The sequence below is a fragment of the Actinomadura sp. WMMB 499 genome (assembly GCF_008824145.1).
Taxonomy (GTDB): Bacteria; Actinomycetota; Actinomycetes; order Streptosporangiales; family Streptosporangiaceae; genus Spirillospora.
This window is the reverse complement of record NZ_CP044407.1, coordinates 7,462,294-7,480,942: the sequence shown is the minus strand read 5'-3', so window position 1 is coordinate 7,480,942 and position 18,649 is coordinate 7,462,294. Positions and strand designations below refer to the sequence as shown.

Annotated in this window: 19 protein-coding genes and 3 tRNA genes; 7 read left to right on the top strand and 15 right to left on the bottom strand. The window is 73.9% G+C overall.

Going from position 1 to position 18,649, the window contains the following annotated elements; all coding sequences use genetic code 11:
* Positions 1–45: 45 nt before the first annotated feature.
* Positions 46–2,232 carry an ATP-dependent DNA helicase RecG gene (gene recG, locus F7P10_RS33740; protein WP_151015729.1) on the bottom strand — a complete coding sequence of 729 codons (2,187 nt, stop codon included), beginning with the start codon at positions 2,230–2,232 and terminating at the stop codon, positions 46–48.
* A gap of 220 nt (positions 2,233–2,452) precedes the next feature.
* Here recG and rpmB point away from each other — a divergent pair, with 220 nt between their 5' ends.
* Entirely contained in the window at positions 2,453–2,647 is a 195-nt protein-coding gene (gene rpmB / locus F7P10_RS33735) for a 50S ribosomal protein L28 (RefSeq protein ID WP_075907336.1), read from the top strand.
* Positions 2,648–2,772: 125 nt separating this feature from the next.
* Here the strand turns inward: rpmB and thiD are convergent, their stop codons facing one another.
* From thiD to F7P10_RS33720, 3 genes are all read right to left on the bottom strand, one after another.
* A complete protein-coding gene (gene thiD / locus F7P10_RS33730; RefSeq protein ID WP_151015727.1) occupies positions 2,773–3,585 on the bottom strand; it encodes a bifunctional hydroxymethylpyrimidine kinase/phosphomethylpyrimidine kinase in 813 nt (270 codons plus the stop codon).
* A gap of 78 nt (positions 3,586–3,663) precedes the next feature.
* Complete coding sequence (locus F7P10_RS33725; RefSeq protein ID WP_151015725.1) at positions 3,664–4,563, bottom strand: cellulose binding domain-containing protein; 900 nt, start codon at positions 4,561–4,563, stop codon at positions 3,664–3,666.
* Between the two features lie 101 nt (positions 4,564–4,664).
* The gene (locus F7P10_RS33720; protein ID WP_151015723.1) at positions 4,665–5,585 is read right to left on the bottom strand and encodes a thiamine-phosphate kinase; all 921 of its coding nucleotides are present in this window, start codon (positions 5,583–5,585) and stop codon (positions 4,665–4,667) included.
* Positions 5,586–5,702: 117 nt separating this feature from the next.
* Here F7P10_RS33720 and F7P10_RS33715 point away from each other — a divergent pair, with 117 nt between their 5' ends.
* Positions 5,703–5,936: an Lrp/AsnC ligand binding domain-containing protein gene (locus tag F7P10_RS33715; protein ID WP_151015721.1), complete on the top strand. Its 234-nt coding sequence runs from the start codon at positions 5,703–5,705 to the stop codon at positions 5,934–5,936.
* A gap of 48 nt (positions 5,937–5,984) precedes the next feature.
* Positions 5,985–6,422 (top strand): DUF3515 domain-containing protein, encoded by a 438-nt coding sequence (locus F7P10_RS33710; RefSeq protein ID WP_254716160.1) that lies wholly within the window; start codon positions 5,985–5,987, stop codon positions 6,420–6,422.
* A 6-nt stretch (positions 6,423–6,428) separates the two neighbouring features.
* Here F7P10_RS33710 and F7P10_RS33705 read toward each other — a convergent pair.
* From F7P10_RS33705 to F7P10_RS33690, 4 genes are all read right to left on the bottom strand, one after another.
* Positions 6,429–6,511: transfer RNA gene (locus F7P10_RS33705), tRNA-Tyr, on the bottom strand.
* A 44-nt stretch (positions 6,512–6,555) separates the two neighbouring features.
* A tRNA-Leu gene (locus F7P10_RS33700) sits at positions 6,556–6,628 on the bottom strand.
* Positions 6,629–6,633: 5 nt separating this feature from the next.
* Positions 6,634–6,707, bottom strand: a tRNA-Leu gene (locus F7P10_RS33695).
* 235 nt (positions 6,708–6,942) lie between these two features.
* Positions 6,943–8,379 (bottom strand): protein kinase, encoded by a 1,437-nt coding sequence (locus F7P10_RS33690; protein WP_151015717.1) that lies wholly within the window; start codon positions 8,377–8,379, stop codon positions 6,943–6,945.
* Between the two features lie 172 nt (positions 8,380–8,551).
* Between F7P10_RS33690 and F7P10_RS33685 the strand changes: the two genes are divergently transcribed.
* Positions 8,552–10,462: a beta-propeller domain-containing protein gene (locus tag F7P10_RS33685; RefSeq protein ID WP_218040223.1), complete on the top strand. Its 1,911-nt coding sequence runs from the start codon at positions 8,552–8,554 to the stop codon at positions 10,460–10,462.
* A gap of 22 nt (positions 10,463–10,484) precedes the next feature.
* Here F7P10_RS33685 and F7P10_RS33680 read toward each other — a convergent pair whose 3' ends face one another.
* The 3 genes from F7P10_RS33680 to F7P10_RS33670 form a co-directional block, all read right to left on the bottom strand.
* Positions 10,485–11,603: a D-alanine--D-alanine ligase family protein gene (locus tag F7P10_RS33680; protein ID WP_151015713.1), complete on the bottom strand. Its 1,119-nt coding sequence runs from the start codon at positions 11,601–11,603 to the stop codon at positions 10,485–10,487.
* A gap of 78 nt (positions 11,604–11,681) precedes the next feature.
* Positions 11,682–12,671 carry an NAD(P)H-dependent glycerol-3-phosphate dehydrogenase gene (locus F7P10_RS33675; protein ID WP_151018449.1) on the bottom strand — a complete coding sequence of 330 codons (990 nt, stop codon included), beginning with the start codon at positions 12,669–12,671 and terminating at the stop codon, positions 11,682–11,684.
* A gap of 17 nt (positions 12,672–12,688) precedes the next feature.
* Positions 12,689–13,525: a 1-acyl-sn-glycerol-3-phosphate acyltransferase gene (locus tag F7P10_RS33670; RefSeq protein ID WP_151015711.1), complete on the bottom strand. Its 837-nt coding sequence runs from the start codon at positions 13,523–13,525 to the stop codon at positions 12,689–12,691.
* 85 nt (positions 13,526–13,610) lie between these two features.
* Here F7P10_RS33670 and cofC point away from each other — a divergent pair, with 85 nt between their 5' ends.
* The gene (gene cofC / locus F7P10_RS33665) at positions 13,611–14,285 is read left to right on the top strand and encodes a 2-phospho-L-lactate guanylyltransferase (RefSeq protein ID WP_151015710.1); all 675 of its coding nucleotides are present in this window, start codon (positions 13,611–13,613) and stop codon (positions 14,283–14,285) included.
* A 70-nt stretch (positions 14,286–14,355) separates the two neighbouring features.
* Positions 14,356–14,556: a cold-shock protein gene (locus F7P10_RS33660; RefSeq protein WP_151015708.1), complete on the top strand. Its 201-nt coding sequence runs from the start codon at positions 14,356–14,358 to the stop codon at positions 14,554–14,556.
* Between the two features lie 148 nt (positions 14,557–14,704).
* Here the strand turns inward: F7P10_RS33660 and F7P10_RS33655 are convergent, their stop codons facing one another.
* The 4 genes from F7P10_RS33655 to leuC all read right to left on the bottom strand — a co-directional run bounded on the left by F7P10_RS33655 (position 14,705) and on the right by leuC (position 17,758).
* Positions 14,705–14,983 carry an HU family DNA-binding protein gene (locus F7P10_RS33655; RefSeq protein WP_026403810.1) on the bottom strand — a complete coding sequence of 93 codons (279 nt, stop codon included), beginning with the start codon at positions 14,981–14,983 and terminating at the stop codon, positions 14,705–14,707.
* A 158-nt stretch (positions 14,984–15,141) separates the two neighbouring features.
* Positions 15,142–15,375 carry a hypothetical protein gene (locus F7P10_RS33650; RefSeq protein ID WP_151015706.1) on the bottom strand — a complete coding sequence of 78 codons (234 nt, stop codon included), beginning with the start codon at positions 15,373–15,375 and terminating at the stop codon, positions 15,142–15,144.
* Positions 15,376–15,762: 387 nt separating this feature from the next.
* Positions 15,763–16,350, bottom strand: coding sequence for a 3-isopropylmalate dehydratase small subunit (gene leuD / locus F7P10_RS33645; RefSeq protein WP_151015704.1), 588 nt, complete (start codon positions 16,348–16,350; stop codon positions 15,763–15,765).
* Between the two features lie 10 nt (positions 16,351–16,360).
* Positions 16,361–17,758, bottom strand: coding sequence for a 3-isopropylmalate dehydratase large subunit (gene leuC, locus F7P10_RS33640; protein ID WP_151015702.1), 1,398 nt, complete (start codon positions 17,756–17,758; stop codon positions 16,361–16,363).
* Between the two features lie 117 nt (positions 17,759–17,875).
* Here leuC and F7P10_RS33635 point away from each other — a divergent pair, with 117 nt between their 5' ends.
* Complete coding sequence (locus F7P10_RS33635; protein ID WP_151015700.1) at positions 17,876–18,595, top strand: IclR family transcriptional regulator; 720 nt, start codon at positions 17,876–17,878, stop codon at positions 18,593–18,595.
* Positions 18,596–18,649: the final 54 nt, after the last annotated feature.

Below are 18,649 nucleotides of genomic sequence, written 5' to 3'. Positions count from 1 at the left end.
CGTCCGATCGGACGTTCGTGCACCGGCCGTCGGAGCGGCGGCGGATCAGCCCTTCTCGAGGAAGTCGGCGCGCTCCTCGTCGAGCAGCGCCGCCAGCTCGGCGGCCAGCCCGGGATGCCCGGCCAGGTCGGGATCCGCGTCGACGAGCGCGGTCGCCTCCTCGCGGGCGTCGCGGATGACGTCCTCGTCCCGCTGCAGGGTGAGCAGGCGCAGGCTGGACGCGCGGCCGGCCTGCGCGGCGCCGAGGACGTCGCCCTCGCGGCGCTGCTCGAGGTCGAGGCGCGACAGCTCGAAGCCGTCGGTGGTGGAGGCGACCGCGTCGAGCCGCTCGCGCGCCTTCGAGCCGGGCTCGGCATCGGTGACCAGCAGGCACAGCCCGTGCAGGGAGCCCCGCCCGACCCGGCCGCGCAGCTGGTGCAGCTGCGACACGCCGAACCGGTCCGCGTCCATGATCACCATCACCGTGGCGTTGGGGACGTCGACGCCGACCTCGATGACCGTGGTCGCGAGCAGGACGTCCAGCTCCCGGTCGGTGAAGCGGCGCATCACCGCGTCCTTCTCGTCGGGCGGCAGCTTCCCGTGCAGGACGCCGATGCGCAGCCCGGCGAGGAGTTCCTCCAGCTTCGGCAGCAGCTCCATGATCCCGAGCGGGGAGCGGCGCCCCTCCTCGGTGTCGAGCGAGTCGCCCTCGTCGCCCTCCTGCTCGCCGATCCGGGGGCAGACGATGTAGATCTGCCTGCCCTGCCCCGACTCCTCCTTGATCCGCTCCCAGGTGCGGGCGAGGAACGCGGGCTTCTCCGGCGGCACCACGACGGTCTGGATCCCCGAGCGGCCCGCCGGGAGCTGCCCCAGCACGGACGTCTCCAGGTCGCCGAACACCGTCATCGCGACCGTCCGCGGGATCGGCGTCGCCGTCATGACCAGGACGTGCGGCCGTCCCCCGGCGGTCTTCTCGCGGAGCGCGTCGCGCTGCTCGACACCGAACCGGTGCTGCTCGTCCACGACCACCAGGCCCAGATCGGCGAACTGCACCGACTCCTGGAGCAGCGCGTGCGTCCCGACGACGATGCCCGCCGCGCCGGACGCCGCGTCCAGCATCGCCTCCTTGCGGGCCTTCGCGCCCAGCGACCCGGTCAGCAGCGCCACCCGGGTCGCGTTCTCGGCCCCGTCGAGCTGCCCGGCGCGGGCCAGTTCCCCCAGCATCCCGGTGATCGACCGGTGGTGCTGCTGCGCGAGGACCTCGGTCGGCGCGAGCAGCGCCGCCTGCCCGCCGCCGTCCACCACCTGCAGCATCCCCCGCAGCGCGACCACCGTCTTGCCCGCGCCGACATCGCCCTGCAGGAGGCGGTGCATGGGGTGCTCGCGCTCGAGGTCGGCGGCGATCTCGCCGCCGACCGCACGCTGGCCGTCGGTCAGCTCGAACGGGAGCCGGGCGTCGAAGTCGGCGAGCAGGCCGGACGGACGGGCGGGGCGCGGCTTCGCGGGCAGCGCGCCGGCGGCGCGGCGGCGCTGGGCCAGGGCGACCTGGACGACGAACGCCTCGTCCCACTTGAGCCGGGCCTTCGCACGGCCGAGTTCCTCCCAGCTCCGCGGCCGGTGGATGCCCTCGTAGGCCTTGGCCAGGCCGATCAGGTTGCGGCGGCGCAGCAGCGGCGCGGGCATCGGATCGGTCGGCAGTTCCAGGCCGTCCAGCACCGTGCCGACGGACTTGCTGATCGCCTCGATGTCCAGGCCCTTGGTGGACGGGTAGATCGGGATGATCTCGTCGGCCCACTCCTGCGCGGCCTGCTCGGCGGTCTTCTCCGCGACGACCTTGTACTGCGGGTGGGTGAGCTGCCGCTGCACCTGCCCGCTGCGCGGCACGTAGGTGCTGATTTTGCCGGCGAAGAGGCCGCGGGTGCCGGGGGACAGTTCCTTCTCGGGCTTGTAGGACCCCTTGCGGCCGAAGAAGCTGAGCTTGAGCCGCCCGGTGCCGTCGGTGACGGTGATCTCCAGGACGTAGCCGGGGCTGCGGGTCAGCGAGCGGCCCTGCACCTTGACGACCTCGGCCATGACCGTGACGTGCTCGCCGTCCTGCAGGCCGCTGAGCGGGGTCAGCTCGCCGCGGTGCGCGTACCGGCGGGGGTAGTGGTGCAGGAGGTCGCCGACGGTGTGCAGGTCGAGGCCCTTCTCCAGGACCTTGGCCGTCTTGTCGCCGAGTACCTTCCGCAACGGCTCGTCGAGATTCGCCACGCCGTCCTTTCTAGCCCATCCCGGTGACGGGAATCAGGCGCCGCGGGCCGGCCGGTCCGCATTCGCGCAGGCCGATTCGCTCATCGCGGGCGCGGTGGGCTACTCTGATCCATGCGCCTCGTCCAGGCGTTCCCTCGTGAGCGCCGATGATGTCCGGTTCGCCCCCTACGGCGACGGGCGGCGCTCCGGTTAGAGCATCGACACCCACTTGGAGTTTCCCGTGGCTTCCGTCTGCGACGTCTGCGGCAAGGGACCCGGTTTCGGCATGCGCGTCTCCCACTCGCACCGCCGCACCCCGCGCCGCTGGAACCCCAACATCCAGCGCGTGCGCGCCGTCGTGAACGGCGGCACCAAGCGGATCAACGCCTGCACGTCCTGCATCAAGGCCGGCAAGATCGTCAAGCCCACGGTCTGACCGCGGGTCCCGGTCGGCTCATCGGAAGCGTCCGATGAGCCGACCTTTCGCATGTCCGGACGGGCGCGTCCGGTCGGCCCCGTCCGGTCGGCCCTGTTCAGACGGCCCTGTTCAGACGGCCCTGTTCAGCCGCGCTGCATCCAGGCGTGGTCGACCGGGCCGATGCCGGTGCCGAGGGGGAAGCCCGCGGCGATGGCTCCCGTCACGTACTCCTTGGCGCGCCCCACGGCCGTGGGGACGTCCGCACCCAGCGCCAGGTGCGAGGCGATCGCGGACGCCAGCGTGCAGCCGGTCCCGTGGGTGTGCCGGTTGTCGTGCCGCGGCGCGCCGAAGCGGTGCTCGCGCTCCCCGTCGAACAGCAGGTCGGCGGGCTCGCCCGGCAGGTGGCCCCCCTTGATCAGCACCCAGCGCGGGCCGAGCGCCTTGACCGCCTCGGCGGCCTCGCGCATCCCGGACTCGTCCACGACCTTGACGCCGGTGAGCTGCTCCACCTCGTAGAGGTTCGGGGTGACGATGGTCGCGGCGGGCAGCAGCGTCCCGCGGACGGCGGCCACGGCCTCGGGCGCCAGCAGCGAATCGCCGTGCTTGGAGACGCCGACCGGGTCGACCACCGAGGGGGCGGGCGAGGCGGCGAGGGCCTCGGCGACCGTCTCGACGAGGGCCGTCGAGGCGAGCATGCCGGTCTTGAGGGCGTGCACCCCGATGTCGGACATGACGGAGTCGAGCTGGGCGCGCACGGCCTCCACGGGCAGTTCCCAGTAGCCCTGGACGCCCAGGGAGTTCTGCGCGGTGACGGCGGCGATCACGCTCATTCCGTGCACGCCGAGGGCGAGCATCGTCTTGAGGTCCGCCTGGATGCCGGCGCCGCCCCCGGAGTCGGAGCCGGCGATGGTGAGGACGAGCGGCGGGGCCTGGGGAGCGGGCGCGTCATGGGGCATACGTCCACCTTATTGCGCTTGCGGTGGATCGTCCCCTGGCGCGTCGGTCCGGGCGGGCACAGTCCGAGCGGGCACGGCTCAGGCCAGAGCGCACGCCAGTCCGTTGAGCACGCAGTACGACGGCTTGGTGGGCTTACCGGTCGCGGTGAACACGATCTTCACCGTCTCCCCCGCCGGGATCGCGGTCGTGCCGTGCACTCGCGTGAGCCGCCCGACCTCGGCGACCCTGGCGCCCCGCACCTCGCCGACCACGGCGTCCGGGATCGTGAAGGCGAGCGCCCACTCGGCCACCGGCGCGTCGCCCTGGTTGGCGATCGTGGCGGACGCCTCGAAGCCCTCCGCGTCGCGCGAGGCGACGCTGAAGGAGACGACGAGCCCGTCCGGGCGTCCGCCGGCCGCGGCCGAGCCCCGCCCGGGGCCGTGCTGGAGCACCTGGCTGTCGTTGGCCGTGGCCTCCGGGTTCTTCGGCGCCCCGCCGGCGAAGTTGAGCGAGATCTGCTGCGTGCTCAGCGCGTACGACACGATGCCGACCGCGATCACGAGCGCGACGATCGGCATGAGCGGGAACGGGAGCGAACCGACGAACCTGGCGATCCGCTTCCGCCCGGACGCGTCCGTCCCGTCGGGGCGCTCCGGGTCGGGTCCGCCCGCCGCGGCGGGCCGAGCGGATCCGGGAGGCGGCGGAGGCGGGACGGCGCGGCCTGGGGGCATCGTGGGGGCGCCGTCCGGCAGGGTGGCGCGGGGGCCGGTGCCGTGGCCGCCGGTGCCGTGGCCGCCGGACGCCGGGCCGGGCCCGCGCCCCGGCGCGGACGGCCGCCGGTGGGTTCCCCGGCGGGACACGAACACCTGATCGTCGGTCGGACCGGTGAAGCCGTCGTAGCGAGGTCCGCCGGACGTGCCGAAGGACCCGCCCGGCGGCGCCTGCGCGCTCGCCGCGGGCTCGTCCTCGGGCTGCTCGGGTTTGGAGTGTCGTCCCATTCCATTCCTCGTCGGTCAGGGGATGTATACCAAACCGGCACCAAATATGCCTACCGGCCCGACGAACGCCCTGCTCTCCTTAAAAACGGCAAAAGCTCGGTTCACATGCGGAAATGGTCCCAGCCCCCGCCTTCCGGAACGCGGCCGTCGACCCGGACGCCCGTTCCGCTCGCGACGGCGCCGATCCGCGTCCAGGACGGCGGCAGCGCATCCGCCGCCGGGAACGTGCCCGCGAACGCGTGGTCATCGCCGCCGGTGAGCGCGTGCCGCAGCCCGTCCGGGCCGAGGACGCCCGCGACCGGGACCGCCGCCGACTCGACCTCGATCCGCACCCCGCTCGCCCCGGCGATGTGCCCGAGGTCCTGCAGGAGCCCGTCGCTGACGTCCAGCAGGGCGGTCGCCCCCGCGTCCCGCGCCTGCGGCCCGGCGGCGTAGGGCGGTTCCGGGCGCCGGTGCGCCGCGATCAGCTCCGCGGGACCGTCCTGTCCGGCGGTGAGCAGTTCCAGACCGGCCGACGCGAAGCCGAGCCGCCCCCGCACGGCCACGACATCGCCGGGACGCGCCCCGGCGCGGGTCAGCGGCGCCCCTCCCCCGAGGTCGCCGAGCGCCGTGATCGCCAGCGTGATCCGCGGCGATCCCACCACGTCTCCCCCGGCGACGGACGCCCCGGCGCTCTCGCACTCGTCGGCGAGGCCCGCGTACAGCCCGTCCGCCCAGGCCGCCTCCGTGCCGGGCGGTGCCGCGAAGCCGACCAGCAGCGCGGTGGGCCGGGCGCCCATCGCGGCCACGTCGGCGAGGTTCTGCGCGGCGGCCTTGCGGCCGATGTCGTAGGGGCCCGACCAGTCGCGGCGGAAGTGCCGGTCCTCGACGAGCAGGTCGGTGGTGGCCACCACGCGCCCGTCCGGCGCCGCGATCACCGCCGCGTCGTCGCCCGGGCCGAGCCGCACCTGCGGGCCGCGGGGCAGCCGCCCGGTCAGCCGCTCGATCAGCCCGAACTCGCCCAGTTCCCCGATCGTCGCCATCCGTCCATGTTTTCACCGCGCGGACGCCGGTTCGTACCGCCCCGGGCGCCCCGCCGCACCGGGTAACGCGATACGGTGAACCGTCCGACGGCATTTTCTCCGCCCGGGGAGGACGTGATGGTGCAGGCCTACATCCTCATCCAGACCGAAGTCGGCAAAGCCGCCCAGGTGGCGGGGCAGATCTCCGGCATGACGGGCGTCACGCGCGCGGAGGACGTCACCGGCCCCTACGACGTGATCGTCCGGGCCGAGGCGCACGACGTGGACGAGCTCGGGAAGCTCGTCGTCGCGCGGATCCAGACCGTCGAGGGCATCACCCGAACGCTGACCTGCCCGATCGTCCACATCTGACCGGAGAGAGCAAGACTGTCGATGGTAAGGCGTCGGGGGGCGTTGGCGATGGCCCTCGCCATGGTGGCGGTACTGGCGGCGGCGTGCGGCGACGGTGCGGTGCAGGTCCGGCCGCCGGAGCCGGACGCGGCCACGCAGCGGCTCTGCGAAGGGCTGCGGCTGCCGGAGAAGCTGCACGGGCGGGACCGGCGGGACACCTCGCCGGAGTCGGCGCTCACGGCGGCGTGGGGGTCGCCCGCGATCGGGCTGCGCTGCGGCGTGCCGCGCCCCGCGGCGCTGCGGCCGGAGTCGCAGCTCGTCACGATCAACGGTCTCGACTGGTTCCCCGCCCCCGGCGAGCCGCCGGTCACGTTCACGGCGGTCGCGCGGCAGGCGTACGTCGAGGTGACGGTCCCGCCCGAGTACCACCCGGCGGGTGACGTCCTCATCGAGCTCGCACCGGCGATCCAGGCGACGATCCCGGCGAAGCCCGAAGGCCAGATCTGACCGAGGTGGGGCGGGTGGGATTCGAACCCACTCAGCGCGAGGCACCTGCTTTACAGGCAGGCCCGACTCTCCGGCGTCGGCGCCGCCCCCCGGCGCGGGTCGGCGCGTCCCTGGGGACGCGAACCCGCGTCAGTACCTCCGGAGGGATTCGAACCCCCAGCGCACAGCACCTCATGCTGCCGTCTCTGCCGTTGGACTACGGAGGCTTGCGTGCGGCTCCCGGGATTCGAACCCGGAACGTCCACTTCCTGAAAGTGGTCCCTCTGCCGATTGGGGTAGAGCCGCGTGGGTCGGGCGAGGAGGCGTCGCTCGCGGCGGCTCGGCCGGGGAAGTGCCTAGGAGGCGGGATACCGGCCGGGGCGGGCGTGCGACGCCGAGGGCAGTCGATAGCCGCCAAGTCGATAGCGGAGCTGCTGCAGTGCCATGGCCGGTCCTCCTCTCGGGGTCTGGCGTCACCGTCTTCGACGGGCTGACGTGATCTACGGTGCCATCCGGCGGGCCGGAGGCACAACCGGTTTGTTCACGCGCCCTCCGTCGGGGGCGCCAGGATGCCGATGAGCAGGAGCAGCCAGAGGGCGACCATGATCCAGCCGAGAGCGATCCCGGTCAGGGCGAGGCCGAGGCCCCGCTCGCCCGAGCGCCGGACGCGGCTCCAGGCCAGGTGCCCGGCGACGATGGCGGGGATGGACGGGAGGCCGCAGGTGACGAGGCCGACGAGCCCGAACGTCAGCGCGTAGATCGCGTAGCTGTTCAGCGGCGGCTTCGCGTGCGGGTTCACCGGCGCGTGGTGGCCCGGCGGCGCGTGGTGGCCCGGCGGCGCGTAGGGCGGCGCGGGGCGGGTCGCGACGGCGTCGGCGTAGCGGTTCCACGTCTCGGCCTCGGCCGTCCGGCCCTGCCCGGCGAGGAGCGCCGCGAGGTTGCGCATCGCCGCCGGGTCGCCGGCCTGGGCGGCCTGCCGGTACTGCCGCTCGACGAGGGCCGCGGCCTCGCCGTCGGCGAGCGCGGGGCCCGCGGACGGGCCGGGCGCGGGCGGACGGGTCGGCCGCGGGTCCTCCGCGGGCGGGTTCGCGGAGGGGTTCGCGGGCGGGTTCGCGGGCGGGTTCGCGGGCGAGGGCGACGGCGCGTGGGTGCGGCTCCGCGCCTCCACCGGGTGCTCGCGGACGCCGCTGGAGATCAGGCCGTCGAGCAGCTCCTGGGCGGACGGACGGTGCGCCGGGTCCTTCGCGAGCGCGCGGCGCACGGCCCGCAGGAGCGAGCCGTCCAGGCCGCCGAGGTCCGGTTCGGCGCTCATGATCTGGTGGATGATCGCGGGGAGGGAGTTCCCGGCGAAGCAGGTGCCGCCCCGGGCGGCGAACGCGACGGTGGCGCCCCACGCCCAGACGTCCGACGCCGGGGAGGCGCCGCGCCCGTCCAGCTGCTCGGGGGCCATGAACGCGGGGGTGCCGACGATGCCTCCGGTGGCGGTCAGCCGGGTGCCGTCGAGGGAGCGGGCGATGCCGAAGTCGATCACACGGGGGCCGAAGGTCGACAGCAGCACGTTCGCCGGTTTGAGGTCGCGGTGGACGACGCCGGCGTCGTGGATGGCGGTGAGCGCGGTGGCGATGCCGACCGCGACGGCCTCCAGGTCGGCGCCGCGCAGCGGCCCGCCCTCGGCGACCGCGGCGTCGAGGCTCTGCCCGTTGACGAACTCGGTCACGAGGTACGGCGGATCGGCGCGCGGGTCGGCGTCCAGGACGGGCGCGGTGCAGAACGGGCGGACGCGCTGTGCGGCCCGGACCTCGGACTCGAACCGGGCCCGGTACTGCGGGTCCGCGGCGTACTCGCGCCGGATGACCTTGATCGCGACCTTGCGGCCGGACTGGTCCGTCCCCGCGTAGACGGTGCCCATGCCTCCTTCGCCGAGCCGGTCCATCACCCGGTACGGGCCGATGCGATCCGGTGTCTCGGCGTGCCACACGGGGGCGTTCTCCTCAAGGCGGGGGCAGATGACCCAAGCGTGGCATATCCGGACGCGCACCGTCCGGGGGAACGATCTCGACCGGGTCTCGTGTCCCGCTTCCCGGCGGGAACCGGACGCCTCCCGCGCGCGTCTCACGCGAATGCGTGCACGTACGCTCTCAGCGATCACGGTGGCCGTGGCGTCGGTGGTGGTGTCCGGCGGCTGCGCCCTGCGGGCGGGGGACGACCCGAAGCCGGTGCCGGTGCCGGCGCCGCCGATGGCGCTGGTCGCCTACCGCGACTGCGAGCGGCTGCTGGACGGGCTGCGGCGGGCGACCGCGCAGCAGGTCGGGCCGGGCGGGACGGCGGCTCCGGACTCCTCGATGCCCGAGAAGCAGCGCATGTCCGCGCCCGGCTCGGCATCCGGGGCCACACCGGAGGCGGCGTCGGCCGTCCCGGAGCACTCCGGGACGAACGCGCACGAGCCGGGCGCGGACGAGCCCGACCTCGTCAAGACCGACGGCCGCCGCATCGTCGCCATCGGCGACGGCGACCTGCACGTCATCGACCCCGCGTCCACGCGGATCGCGCACACGCTGGACCTTCCGGGGGAGGCCTGGGACGCCGACAGGAAGCTCCTCATGGACGGCGACCGCGTCCTGGTGCTGGAGTCGCGGCGCACGTTCCGGACGCTCGAACGCCGGGCGGTGCTCCCCGACGCCGGTTCGCCCCGGCGCCCGTCCCCGCCCCCGCCCGCTCCCCCGGCGCCCCGCACCCGGCTGACGCTGGTGGACGTCGCCGCGGCGCCGCGCGTCGTCGCGACGCTGACGTCCGGCACCGAGTACGTGGACGCGCGGCAGAACGGCGGGACGGTCCACGTCGTCGCGCGATCGACGCCGCGGATCGACTTCCCGGAACCGCGCCCGGACGGGCCGGCGGGACGGGAGGGGCCGGCCGGAACCGGGCGCGGCGAGGACGCCGCGATCGAGGCGAACCGGCGGGCGGTGATGCGGGCTCCGCTGGACGCCTGGCTGCCCGCGTTCACCGTCGAGCGCGGCGACGGCGGGCCGCGGGCCGAGCACCGGGCGCCGTGCGGCCGGGTCAGCCGCCCCGCCGCGTACAGCGGGAGCGGCTCGATGCTCAGCGTGCTGACGGTCGACCTCGCGGGCGACCTCGCCGACCCGCGCCCGGTCGGGATCGCGGTCGACGGCTCCACCGTCTACGGAAACGGGAGGAACCTGTACGTCACGGGCACCCCGCCGCGCCCGTACGCCGCCCGGTCCCGGAGCGTCGAGCGCACGGACGTCCACAAGATCGCGCTGCGCCCGGACGGGCTCCCGGAGTTCGCCGCGTCCGGATCCGTGCCCGGGCGGCTGCTGAACCAGTACTCGATGTCCGAACACGACGGGCATCTCCGCATCGCGACGACGTCCAGTCCCGCGGACGCGCGCGTGTCGAGCAGTTCCCTGCACGTGCTGCGGCAGCGCGGGCCGCGCCTCGACGGGGTCGGCCGGGTGGGCGGCCTCGGGAAGACCGAGCGCATCTACGCGGTCCGCTTCACCGGCCCGGCCGCCTACGTGGTGACGTTCCGCCGGACCGACCCCCTGTACGTGCTCGACCTGTCCGACCCGCGCCGCCCGCGCGTCACCGGGGAACTGAAGATCACCGGGTACTCGGCCTACCTGCATCCGGTGGCGGACGGACGGCTCCTCGGCGTCGGGCAGGACGCGGACGCCTCCGGACGCGTCGAGGGCCTGCAGGTGTCACTCTTCGACGTGACCGGCGAACCGCGGCGGATCGCCGCGTACCGGGTGCCGGGCGCCGGTTCGGCCGCCGAGTTCGACCCGCACGCCTTCCTGTACTGGGCGCCCACCGGCCACACCGTCCTGCCCGTGAGCGAGCCGGGCGGCGCGGCCGACGGGGCGCTCGTCCTGAGGGTGACCCGGGACGGCGTCGCGAAGGCGGGCGAGGTGCGGCACCCGGGCGCGTCCATCCGGCGGTCGCTCGTCGTCGGCGGCACCCTCTGGACGTTCTCGGACGCCGGGGCCCGCGCGTCGGTCACCGCCACGCTCGACGACCGGGCCTGGCTCCCCTACGGATGAGGGACCGGCCGCGGCGGAGGGCTCAGCGCAGGCCGGTGGTGCGGTCGGCGGCGGTCCGGATCAGGCGGTCGACGAGGGCCGGGTAGTCCAGGCCGGTCGCGGCCCACATCTGCGGGAACGCCGACGCGGGCGTGAACCCGGGCATCGTGTTGATCTCGTTGAGGACCCAGCGGCCGTCCGGCGTCCGGAAGAAGTCGACGCGGGCGAGGCCCTCGCAGTCCAGCGCCTCGAACGCCTGGACGGCAATGCGCCGGACCTCCTCGATCGCCGGCTCCGGCAGGTCCGGCGGGATCTCCATCGTGGTGCCGCCGTCGAGGTACTTGGTCTCGAAGTCGTAGAAGTCGCTGTCGCCGGACGTCCGCACCTCGGCGGGCAGGCTCGCCTCCGCCGGGCCGTCGTCCAAGCCCTGCAGCACGCCGCACTCGATCTCGCGGCCCTCGATCGCGGCCTCCACGATGACCTTCGGGTCGTGCTCGCGGGCCGCCTCGACCGCCGCCTCCAGATCGTCCTCGGAGGTGACGCGGCTGATGCCCATGCTCGACCCGGCCCGCGCGGGCTTGACGAACACCGGACGACCCGCGTCCAGCCCGAGCTCCTTGATCTCGTCGATCTTGCGCTTGCGCTCGCGGCGCCACTCCCGGTCGCCGACCAGCACGTACGGGCCGACGGGCAGCCCCTGCGCCTGCCAGACGAGCTTCATGAAGCCCTTGTCCATGCCGACCGCGCTGGCCAGCACCCCGGCACCGACGTAGCGGATGCCCGCCAGGTCGAGCATGCCCTGGATGGTGCCGTCCTCCCCGAACGGGCCGTGCAGCAGCGGCAGGACGACGTCGACCTCGCCGAGCGAGGCGGGGATCTCCCCCGGGGCGACGGCGATCAGGCCGCGGGCGGCGGGGTCGAACGGCAGCGCGAGCGCCGTGCCGCCGCCGTCCACCTCGGGCAGCCGGCCGTCCTCGATCGCGAGCCGCTGGCCGTCGGACGCCAGTACCCAGCGGCCGTCGCGGGCGATGCCGATCGGCACCACCTCGTAGCGGTCCCGGTCGATCGCGGCCATCACGGCTCCGGCGGTGACGCAGGAGATCGCGTGCTCGCTGCTGCGCCCGCCGAACACGACGGCCACGCGGATCTTGGAATGGGACATGATCCCCGACCCTACCGTTGCCGGGGCGGGGTCGGCCACGAGCGGTCCGCGCGGGCCCGCCGGGACGTCCGCCGCAGGTCACACGCCATAGCGCTCCGCCTTCGGGGCTCGGGAGATGAGCGACAGCGCGGCCTCCTTGATCGGCATGCCGTGGTGCAGGAAGGCGGTGACCGCCTCCGTGATCGGCATCTCCACGTTGTGCTTGCGGGCCAGTTCCATCACCGCCTCCGCCGACTTCACGCCTTCGGCGGTCTGCTTGGTCACCGAGATGACCTGCTCCAGCGTCATGCCCCGGCCGAGGTTCTCGCCGAAGGTGCGGTTCCGCGACAGCGGCGACATGCACGTCCCGACGAGGTCGCCCATCCCGGCGAGCCCCGCGAAGGTGTGCTCGTCCGCGCCCATCGCCACCCCGAGCCGGGTGATCTCGGCGAGGCCGCGGGTCATCAGCACCGCCTGGGTGCTGGCGCCGAACCCGAGCCCGACCGACATGCCCACGCACAGCGCCACGATGTTCTTCACCGCGCCGCCCAACTCGCAGCCGATGACGTCCGTGGAGGTGTAGACGCGGAAGTACGGGGTCATCGTCGCCGCCTGGAGGCGCCGCGCCGCGTCCTCGTCCGCGCAGGCGGCGACCGCGGCGCCGGGCTCGCCGCTCGCGATCTCGCGCGCCAGGTTCGGCCCGCAGAACACCGCGACCCGCTCCCGCGGGACGTCGGCGACCTCCCGCACGACCTCCGACATCCGCAGCGTCGTGCCGTCCTCCACGCCCTTCATCAGGCTCACCATGACGGCGCCGGACGGCAGATGCGGAACCCACTCGGCGAGGTTCGCGCGCAGGGTCTGCGCGGGGACGGCGAGCGCGACGAAGTCGGCGCCGTGCAGGGCCTCGGCGGGGTCGAGCGTGGCGCGCATCCCCTCGGGGAGCGCGATGCCCGGCAGGTAGTCGGTGTTCTCGTGCCGGTCGTTGATCGCCTCGACGACGCCGGGCCGGCGGCCCCACAGGACCACCTCGCCGCCCGCGTCGTGCAGCAGCTTGCCGAACGTCGTGCCCCAGGAGCCCGCGCCCATCACCGCGGTCCGGAAGGTCACGAGGCCGCCCCGCGTCCGGTGGTGCGCTCGGCGGCGGTGTCGTCGGCGGCGTCCCCGGCCGGACGGGCGCCGGGCACCTGGGCGCGGCGTTCCTCCAGCACCCGGTGGTGGTCGTACCGTTCCGCGGGCGGCTCCGCGCCCCGCAGCTCGCCGAGCAGCCCGGCGATGGCCGTCATGATGTCGTCCGTCGCGGCCCGCAGCGTCTCCTTGGTGAGCGGCTCGCCCGCGTACCGCGAGAGGTCGACCGGCGGGCCCGCGTTCACCCGCATCGTCTTGCGGGGGAACGGCCGGAACCCCTTCTTCAGGCGGCCCGCCAGGCCGGTCCGCTCGCCCTTGCGGTACGGCAGCAGCTCGTGCGCGCCCCAGCTCGCCACCGGAACGACCTTCGCGCCCGTCTTCAGCGCCATCCGCGCCACGCCGGTCTGGCCGCTCATCGGCCACAGCTCGGGGTCGCGGGTGCAGCTGCCCTCGGGGTAGAACATCAGGCACTCGCCGTCGAGCAGCGCGCGTTCCGCGTCCCGCAGCACCGCCGCCGCGTCCTCCCGGTCCCGGTACACGGGGATCTGCCCGGTACCGCGCAGCACCGTCCGGACGAGCGGGACGTCGAACAGCGTCGACTTCGCCAGGAAGACCGGGTAGCGGCCCGCCTTGTACACGAAATGGGCGAGCGCCAGCGGATCGGACTCCGAGATGTGGTTCGCGGCGATGATCACACCGCCTTCCCCGGGCACGTTGCGCCGGCCCCGCCAGTCCCGTTTCAGCAACCCGAACAGCAGCGGGCGCAGGATGACGATCGTGAGCTTGCGCCAGGCCGGCGAATACCCGTGGCTCATGCCCCGTCCCCTTCCGATCCGTACCCCGGGTGAACGCGGGGTGTCCTCAAGTTTCGCGCTTGCGTGCGCATAGTGTCGAGTCGCCATGTCTACTGCTGAAGCGCGCAGCGCGCCTGCCCTCCCGTGGTCGCTCGTCGTGCCGGTCAAGGTCCTGGCCAGGGCCAAGACCCGGATGTCCGCGGCCGCGGGCCCGCTGCGGCGGGACCTGGCGCTGGCCGTGGCCACCGACACGGTCGCCGCGGCGCTGCGCTGCGACCGCGTCCGCGATGTGATTGTCGTCACCGACGATCCCCTTCCGGCCGCCGAACTGGCCGCCCTCGGCGCCCGGATCGTGCCCGACGCGCCGGACGCGGGCCTCAACCCGGCCCTGGAGTACGGGGCCGCGCGGGGCCGGGAGGCCGCCCCGGACGCGGGAGTGGGGGCGCTTTCCGCTGACTTGCCCGCTTTGCGACCGAACGAACTCGCGCGCGTCCTCGACGCCGCCGCGGCCGCGCCGCACGCGTTCGTCCCGGACGCGGCGGGCGTCGGCACCACCCTGTACACCGCGCGTCCCGGCGTCCCGTTCACCCCGGCGTTCGGCCGCGGCTCCCGCGCCGCGCACCGCGCCCTGGGCGCCCGGGAACTGGTCCTGGATTCCATCGACAGCGTACGCCGGGATGTGGACACCCCGGACGATCTTCGTGCGGTCCTCGCGCTCGGCGCCGGCCCGCACACCGCGTCCGTCGCCGCCCGGCTGCCCGCCCTCGCCGCCGACGCCTGAACGAACGCTCCGTCCGCACGGCGGCGGGCCCCGGCGCGCCGTCGCCCGGCGCCGACGTAGGCTGATCGTCATGCAGGGGACGGTGCGGACGTTCGACGACGAGACGCGCTCGGGCAGCGTGCTGCTGGACGACGGGACGGAACTGCCGTTCGACGCCGCGGCTTTCGACGCGGGCGGGCTGCGGCTGCTGCGGTTCGGGCAGCGGGTGAACCTCGCGCTGCACGAGGACCGGGTCGCGGTGGTGACGCTGTCGACGTTCCCGCTGCCCTGAGGAACGCGGTCCCCAGGTACGCAGCCCCCAAGTACGCGGCCCTGGTACGCCAAGAACGCGGCCCCCAGGCACCGCGCCCCCCAGGTACGCGGCCCGAGATACGAAGACGCCCGGGACCCGATGGGTCCCGGGCACCGTCGCCCTGCGGTTACTTCTTGCCGGCCACGAGGTTCTTGAAGTCGGCGCCGGCCTTGAACTTCGGCACGGACGTCGCGGGAACCTCGATGGTCTTGCCCGTTGCGGGGTTACGGGCCGTACGGGCAGGCCGGTCGGCCTTCTCGAACGAACCGAACCCGGTGATCGCGACCTTGTCGCCCTTGGCGACGGCGGTCTGGATCGCCTCCAGGATGGCGTCGACGGCCTCGGCTGCGGCCTTCTTGCTGCCCAGCCGGTCAGAGATGGCGTCGACCAGCTCACGCTTGTTCATGGGTTACTCCTCTAGTTCCCCCCTTGCCCGAACGAAACTAAGGGACCCTCAGCACCGACACAATCACCTGCACGCAATAGTTGGCGTGTCGCGGCCGTTTTTGTCGTTCTCGTCCCCGTCTCGCCGGGTGACCGGACCGGATCCGGCCACTGCGCACGCTAACGGACGTCGGGCGCGTCTTGGAAATCGGCGAGGAACGCCTCCAGCCTGCGCGCGGCCAGCGCGGCGTCCCGTTTGGCCAGATCGGTGATCGCCAGGAGGTGCCGGATGAGCCGCTGCCGGACCTGCGGCGGGAGCGGCGCGACGGCGCGATGGGCGTCGCGCAGCTGCCGCGCGAGCCGGGTCAGCTCCGGGTCGTCCCATGCCGGTCCGTCCCACGGGGCCGAGGTCACGTGGATCCCCCCTCAACACTCGTTCGGGCCTCGTACCTCGATTGTCGCCGGTCGTCCCCGATGCTCCGGCACCCGGGTACGCCGAAGCCCCGGACCGGCGACTCCGGTCCGGGGTAACACTCCGGTACCCGCACGGCCACGCACGCCCCGCCCGACACCCGCACGGCCCCGCACGGCCGCACACGCCCCGCCCGACACCCCGCACGACCACCCCACACAGCCGCACACGGCCCACCCGACACCCCACACGGCCGCACACACCCGGCAATGGGCGCCGTAGCGCGAGGGCGCCGAACCCGCCACGGCCCGCGGAAGCGCGCCGTGGCGGGAGACGGAGCCCCGCGCGGCCGTAGGCGCCCCCGGCGCCGGAGGCCGCGCGGATCGTCCTTACACCGTGACCGGCTTGTAGGACTGGCGGGTGGACTCGAAGTCGGCGATGGCGTCGGCGTGGCGGAGGGTGAGGCCGATGTCGTCGAGGCCCTCCATCAGCCGCCAGCGGGTGTAGTCGTCGATCTCGAAGGCGGCGGTCTCGGCGCCGTAGCGGACCTCGCGCTTCTCCAGGTCGACGGTGATCTCCAGCGCCGGGTCCCGCTCGACCAGCGTGTGCAGGGTCTCGACCTGCTCGCCGGTGAGGATGACGGGCAGCAGGCCCATCTTCGTGGAGTTGTTGCGGAAGATGTCGCCGAAGCGCGGCGCGATGACGACGCGGAAGCCGTACTGCTGCAGGGCCCAGACGGCGTGCTCGCGGGACGAGCCGGTGCCGAAGTCCGGGCCGGCGACCAGGATCCCGGCACCCGCGTACCGGGGCTGGTCGAGGACGAACTCGGGGTCCTCGCGCCAGGCGGAGAACAGGCCCTTGTCGAAACCGGTGCGGCTGACCTGCTTGAGCCACACGGCGGGGATGATCTGGTCGGTGTCGACGTTGCTGCGGCGCAGCGGGACCGCGCGCCCGGTGTAGGTCGTGAACGCTTCCATCGTGAAGTCCTTAGAGGTCGGCGGGAGCGGCGAGGCGGCCGGTGACGGCGGTGGCGGCGGCGACGGCGGGCGACACCAGGTGCGTGCGGCCGCCGGGGCCCTGCCGGCCCTCGAAGTTGCGGTTGGACGTCGAGGCGCTGCGCTCGCCCGGGGCGAGCTTGTCGGGGTTCATGGCCAGGCACATCGAGCAGCCCGCCTCCCGCCACTCGGCGCCCGAGGCGGAGATGACCTCGTCGAGCCCCTCGTCCTCGGCCTGCTTCTTGACCTTCATGGAGCCGGGGACGACCAGCATGCGGACGCCGTCGGCGACCCGGCGGTCCTTGAGGACGTCCGCGACGGCGCGCAGGTCCTCGATGCGTCCGTTGGTGCAGGAGCCGACGAACACCGTGTCGACGGCGACGTCGCGCAGCGGCGTCCCGGCGGTGAGGCCCATGTACTCGAGGGCGCGCTCGGCGGCCTGCCGGTCGACCGGGTCGGCGAAGGACGCGGGGTCGGGCACGGACTCGCCGAGCGGGAGGCCCTGGCCGGGGTTGGTGCCCCAGGTGACGAACGGGGTGAGCGCGGCGGCGTCGATGACGATCTCCTTGTCGAAGACCGCGTCGTCGTCGGTGCGCAGGGACGTCCAGTACTCGACGGCCGCGTCCCAGTCGGCGCCCTCGGGCGCGTGCGGGCGGCCCTTGATGTACTCGAACGTCGTCTCGTCCGGGGCGATCATGCCCGCGCGGGCACCGGCCTCGATCGACATGTTGCAGACCGTCATGCGGCCTTCCATCGACAGCGAGCGGACGGCCTCGCCGCGGTACTCGATGATGTGGCCCTGGCCGCCGCCGGTGCCGATCCGGGCGATGATCGCCAGGATGAGGTCCTTGGCGGTGACGCCGGCGGGCAGTTCCCCCTCGACGGTGACGGCCATCGTCTTCGGCTGGACCTGCGGCAGCGTCTGGGTGGCGAGGACGTGCTCGACCTCGCTGGTGCCGATGCCGAACGCGAGCGCGCCGAACGCGCCGTGCGTGGAGGTGTGCGAGTCGCCGCACACGACCGTCATGCCGGGCTGGGTCAGCCCGAGCTGCGGGCCGATGACGTGGACGATCCCCTGCCCGTCGTCGCCCATCGGATGCAGCCGGACGCCGAAGTCGGAGCAGTTCTTGCGCAGCGTCTCGACCTGGGTGCGCGACACCGGGTCGGCGATCGGCTTGAGCAGGTCGGTCGTCGGGACGTTGTGGTCCTCGGTGGCGATCGTCAGGTCGGGTCGGCGGACCTGCCGCCCGTTCATCCGCAGCCCGTCGAACGCCTGCGGGCTGGTGACCTCGTGCACCAGATGCAGGTCGATGTAGAGGAGGTCGGGCTCGCCCTCGGCACGCCGTACGACGTGCGCGTCGTACACCTTCTCGGCCAGTGTCCGGCCCATCGCTCCCACCTCACCTGTCATGATTCGTCCCGGGCGCGCCGTGTTCGATGCCGTCCGCGCCGCTGGTCTGGTCCGTCCTGATTTGCATCTCACATTCCGAGACTGCAATATCAAGACATGGACAACTCTAGCGGAGTCGGCGTACTTGACAAAGCGGTTCTCGTACTGAACGCGCTCGAGGCGGGCCCGGCGTCGCTCGCCCAGCTCGTCCAGAGCACCGGGCTGGCCCGGCCGACCGCCCACCGCCTCGCCGTCGCGCTGGAGCACCACCGGTTCGTGCACCGCGACGCGCAGGGCCGGTTCATCCTCGGCCCGCGGCTCGCCGAGCTGTCCGTCGCCGCGGGCGAGGACCGCCTGCTCGCGATCGCCCAGCCGATCCTGTCCCAGCTCCGCGACCTGACGGGCGAGAGCGCGTCGCTGTTCCGCCGGCAGGGGGACGTCCGGGTCTGCGTCGCCGCCGCCGAGCGCAGCAGCGGCCTACGCGACACCATCCCGGTCGGCGCCGCCCTCCCGATGACCGCCGGGTCCGCCGCGCAGATCCTGCTCGCCTGGGAGGAGCCCGACCGGCTGCACCGCGGGCTGCGCGGCGCGAAGTTCGAGGCCGCCACGCTCGCGTCCGTCCGGCGCCGGGGCTGGGCGCAGAGCGTCGGGGAGCGCGAGCAGGGCGTCGGCTCGGTGTCGGCCCCGATCCGCGGCGCCGCCGGGCGGGTGATCGCCGCCGTCTCGGTGTCCGGCCCGCTGGAGCGGCTCACCCGGTCCCCCGGCCGCCTGCACGCGGGCCCCGTCATCGCCGCCGCCGAGAAGATCTCCGAGGGGATGCGCCGCACCGCGTCCTGACCGGCGAATACCCCCGATCGCCCGCGGCGGCGGGCGATTCGGAGCTACCCTCCG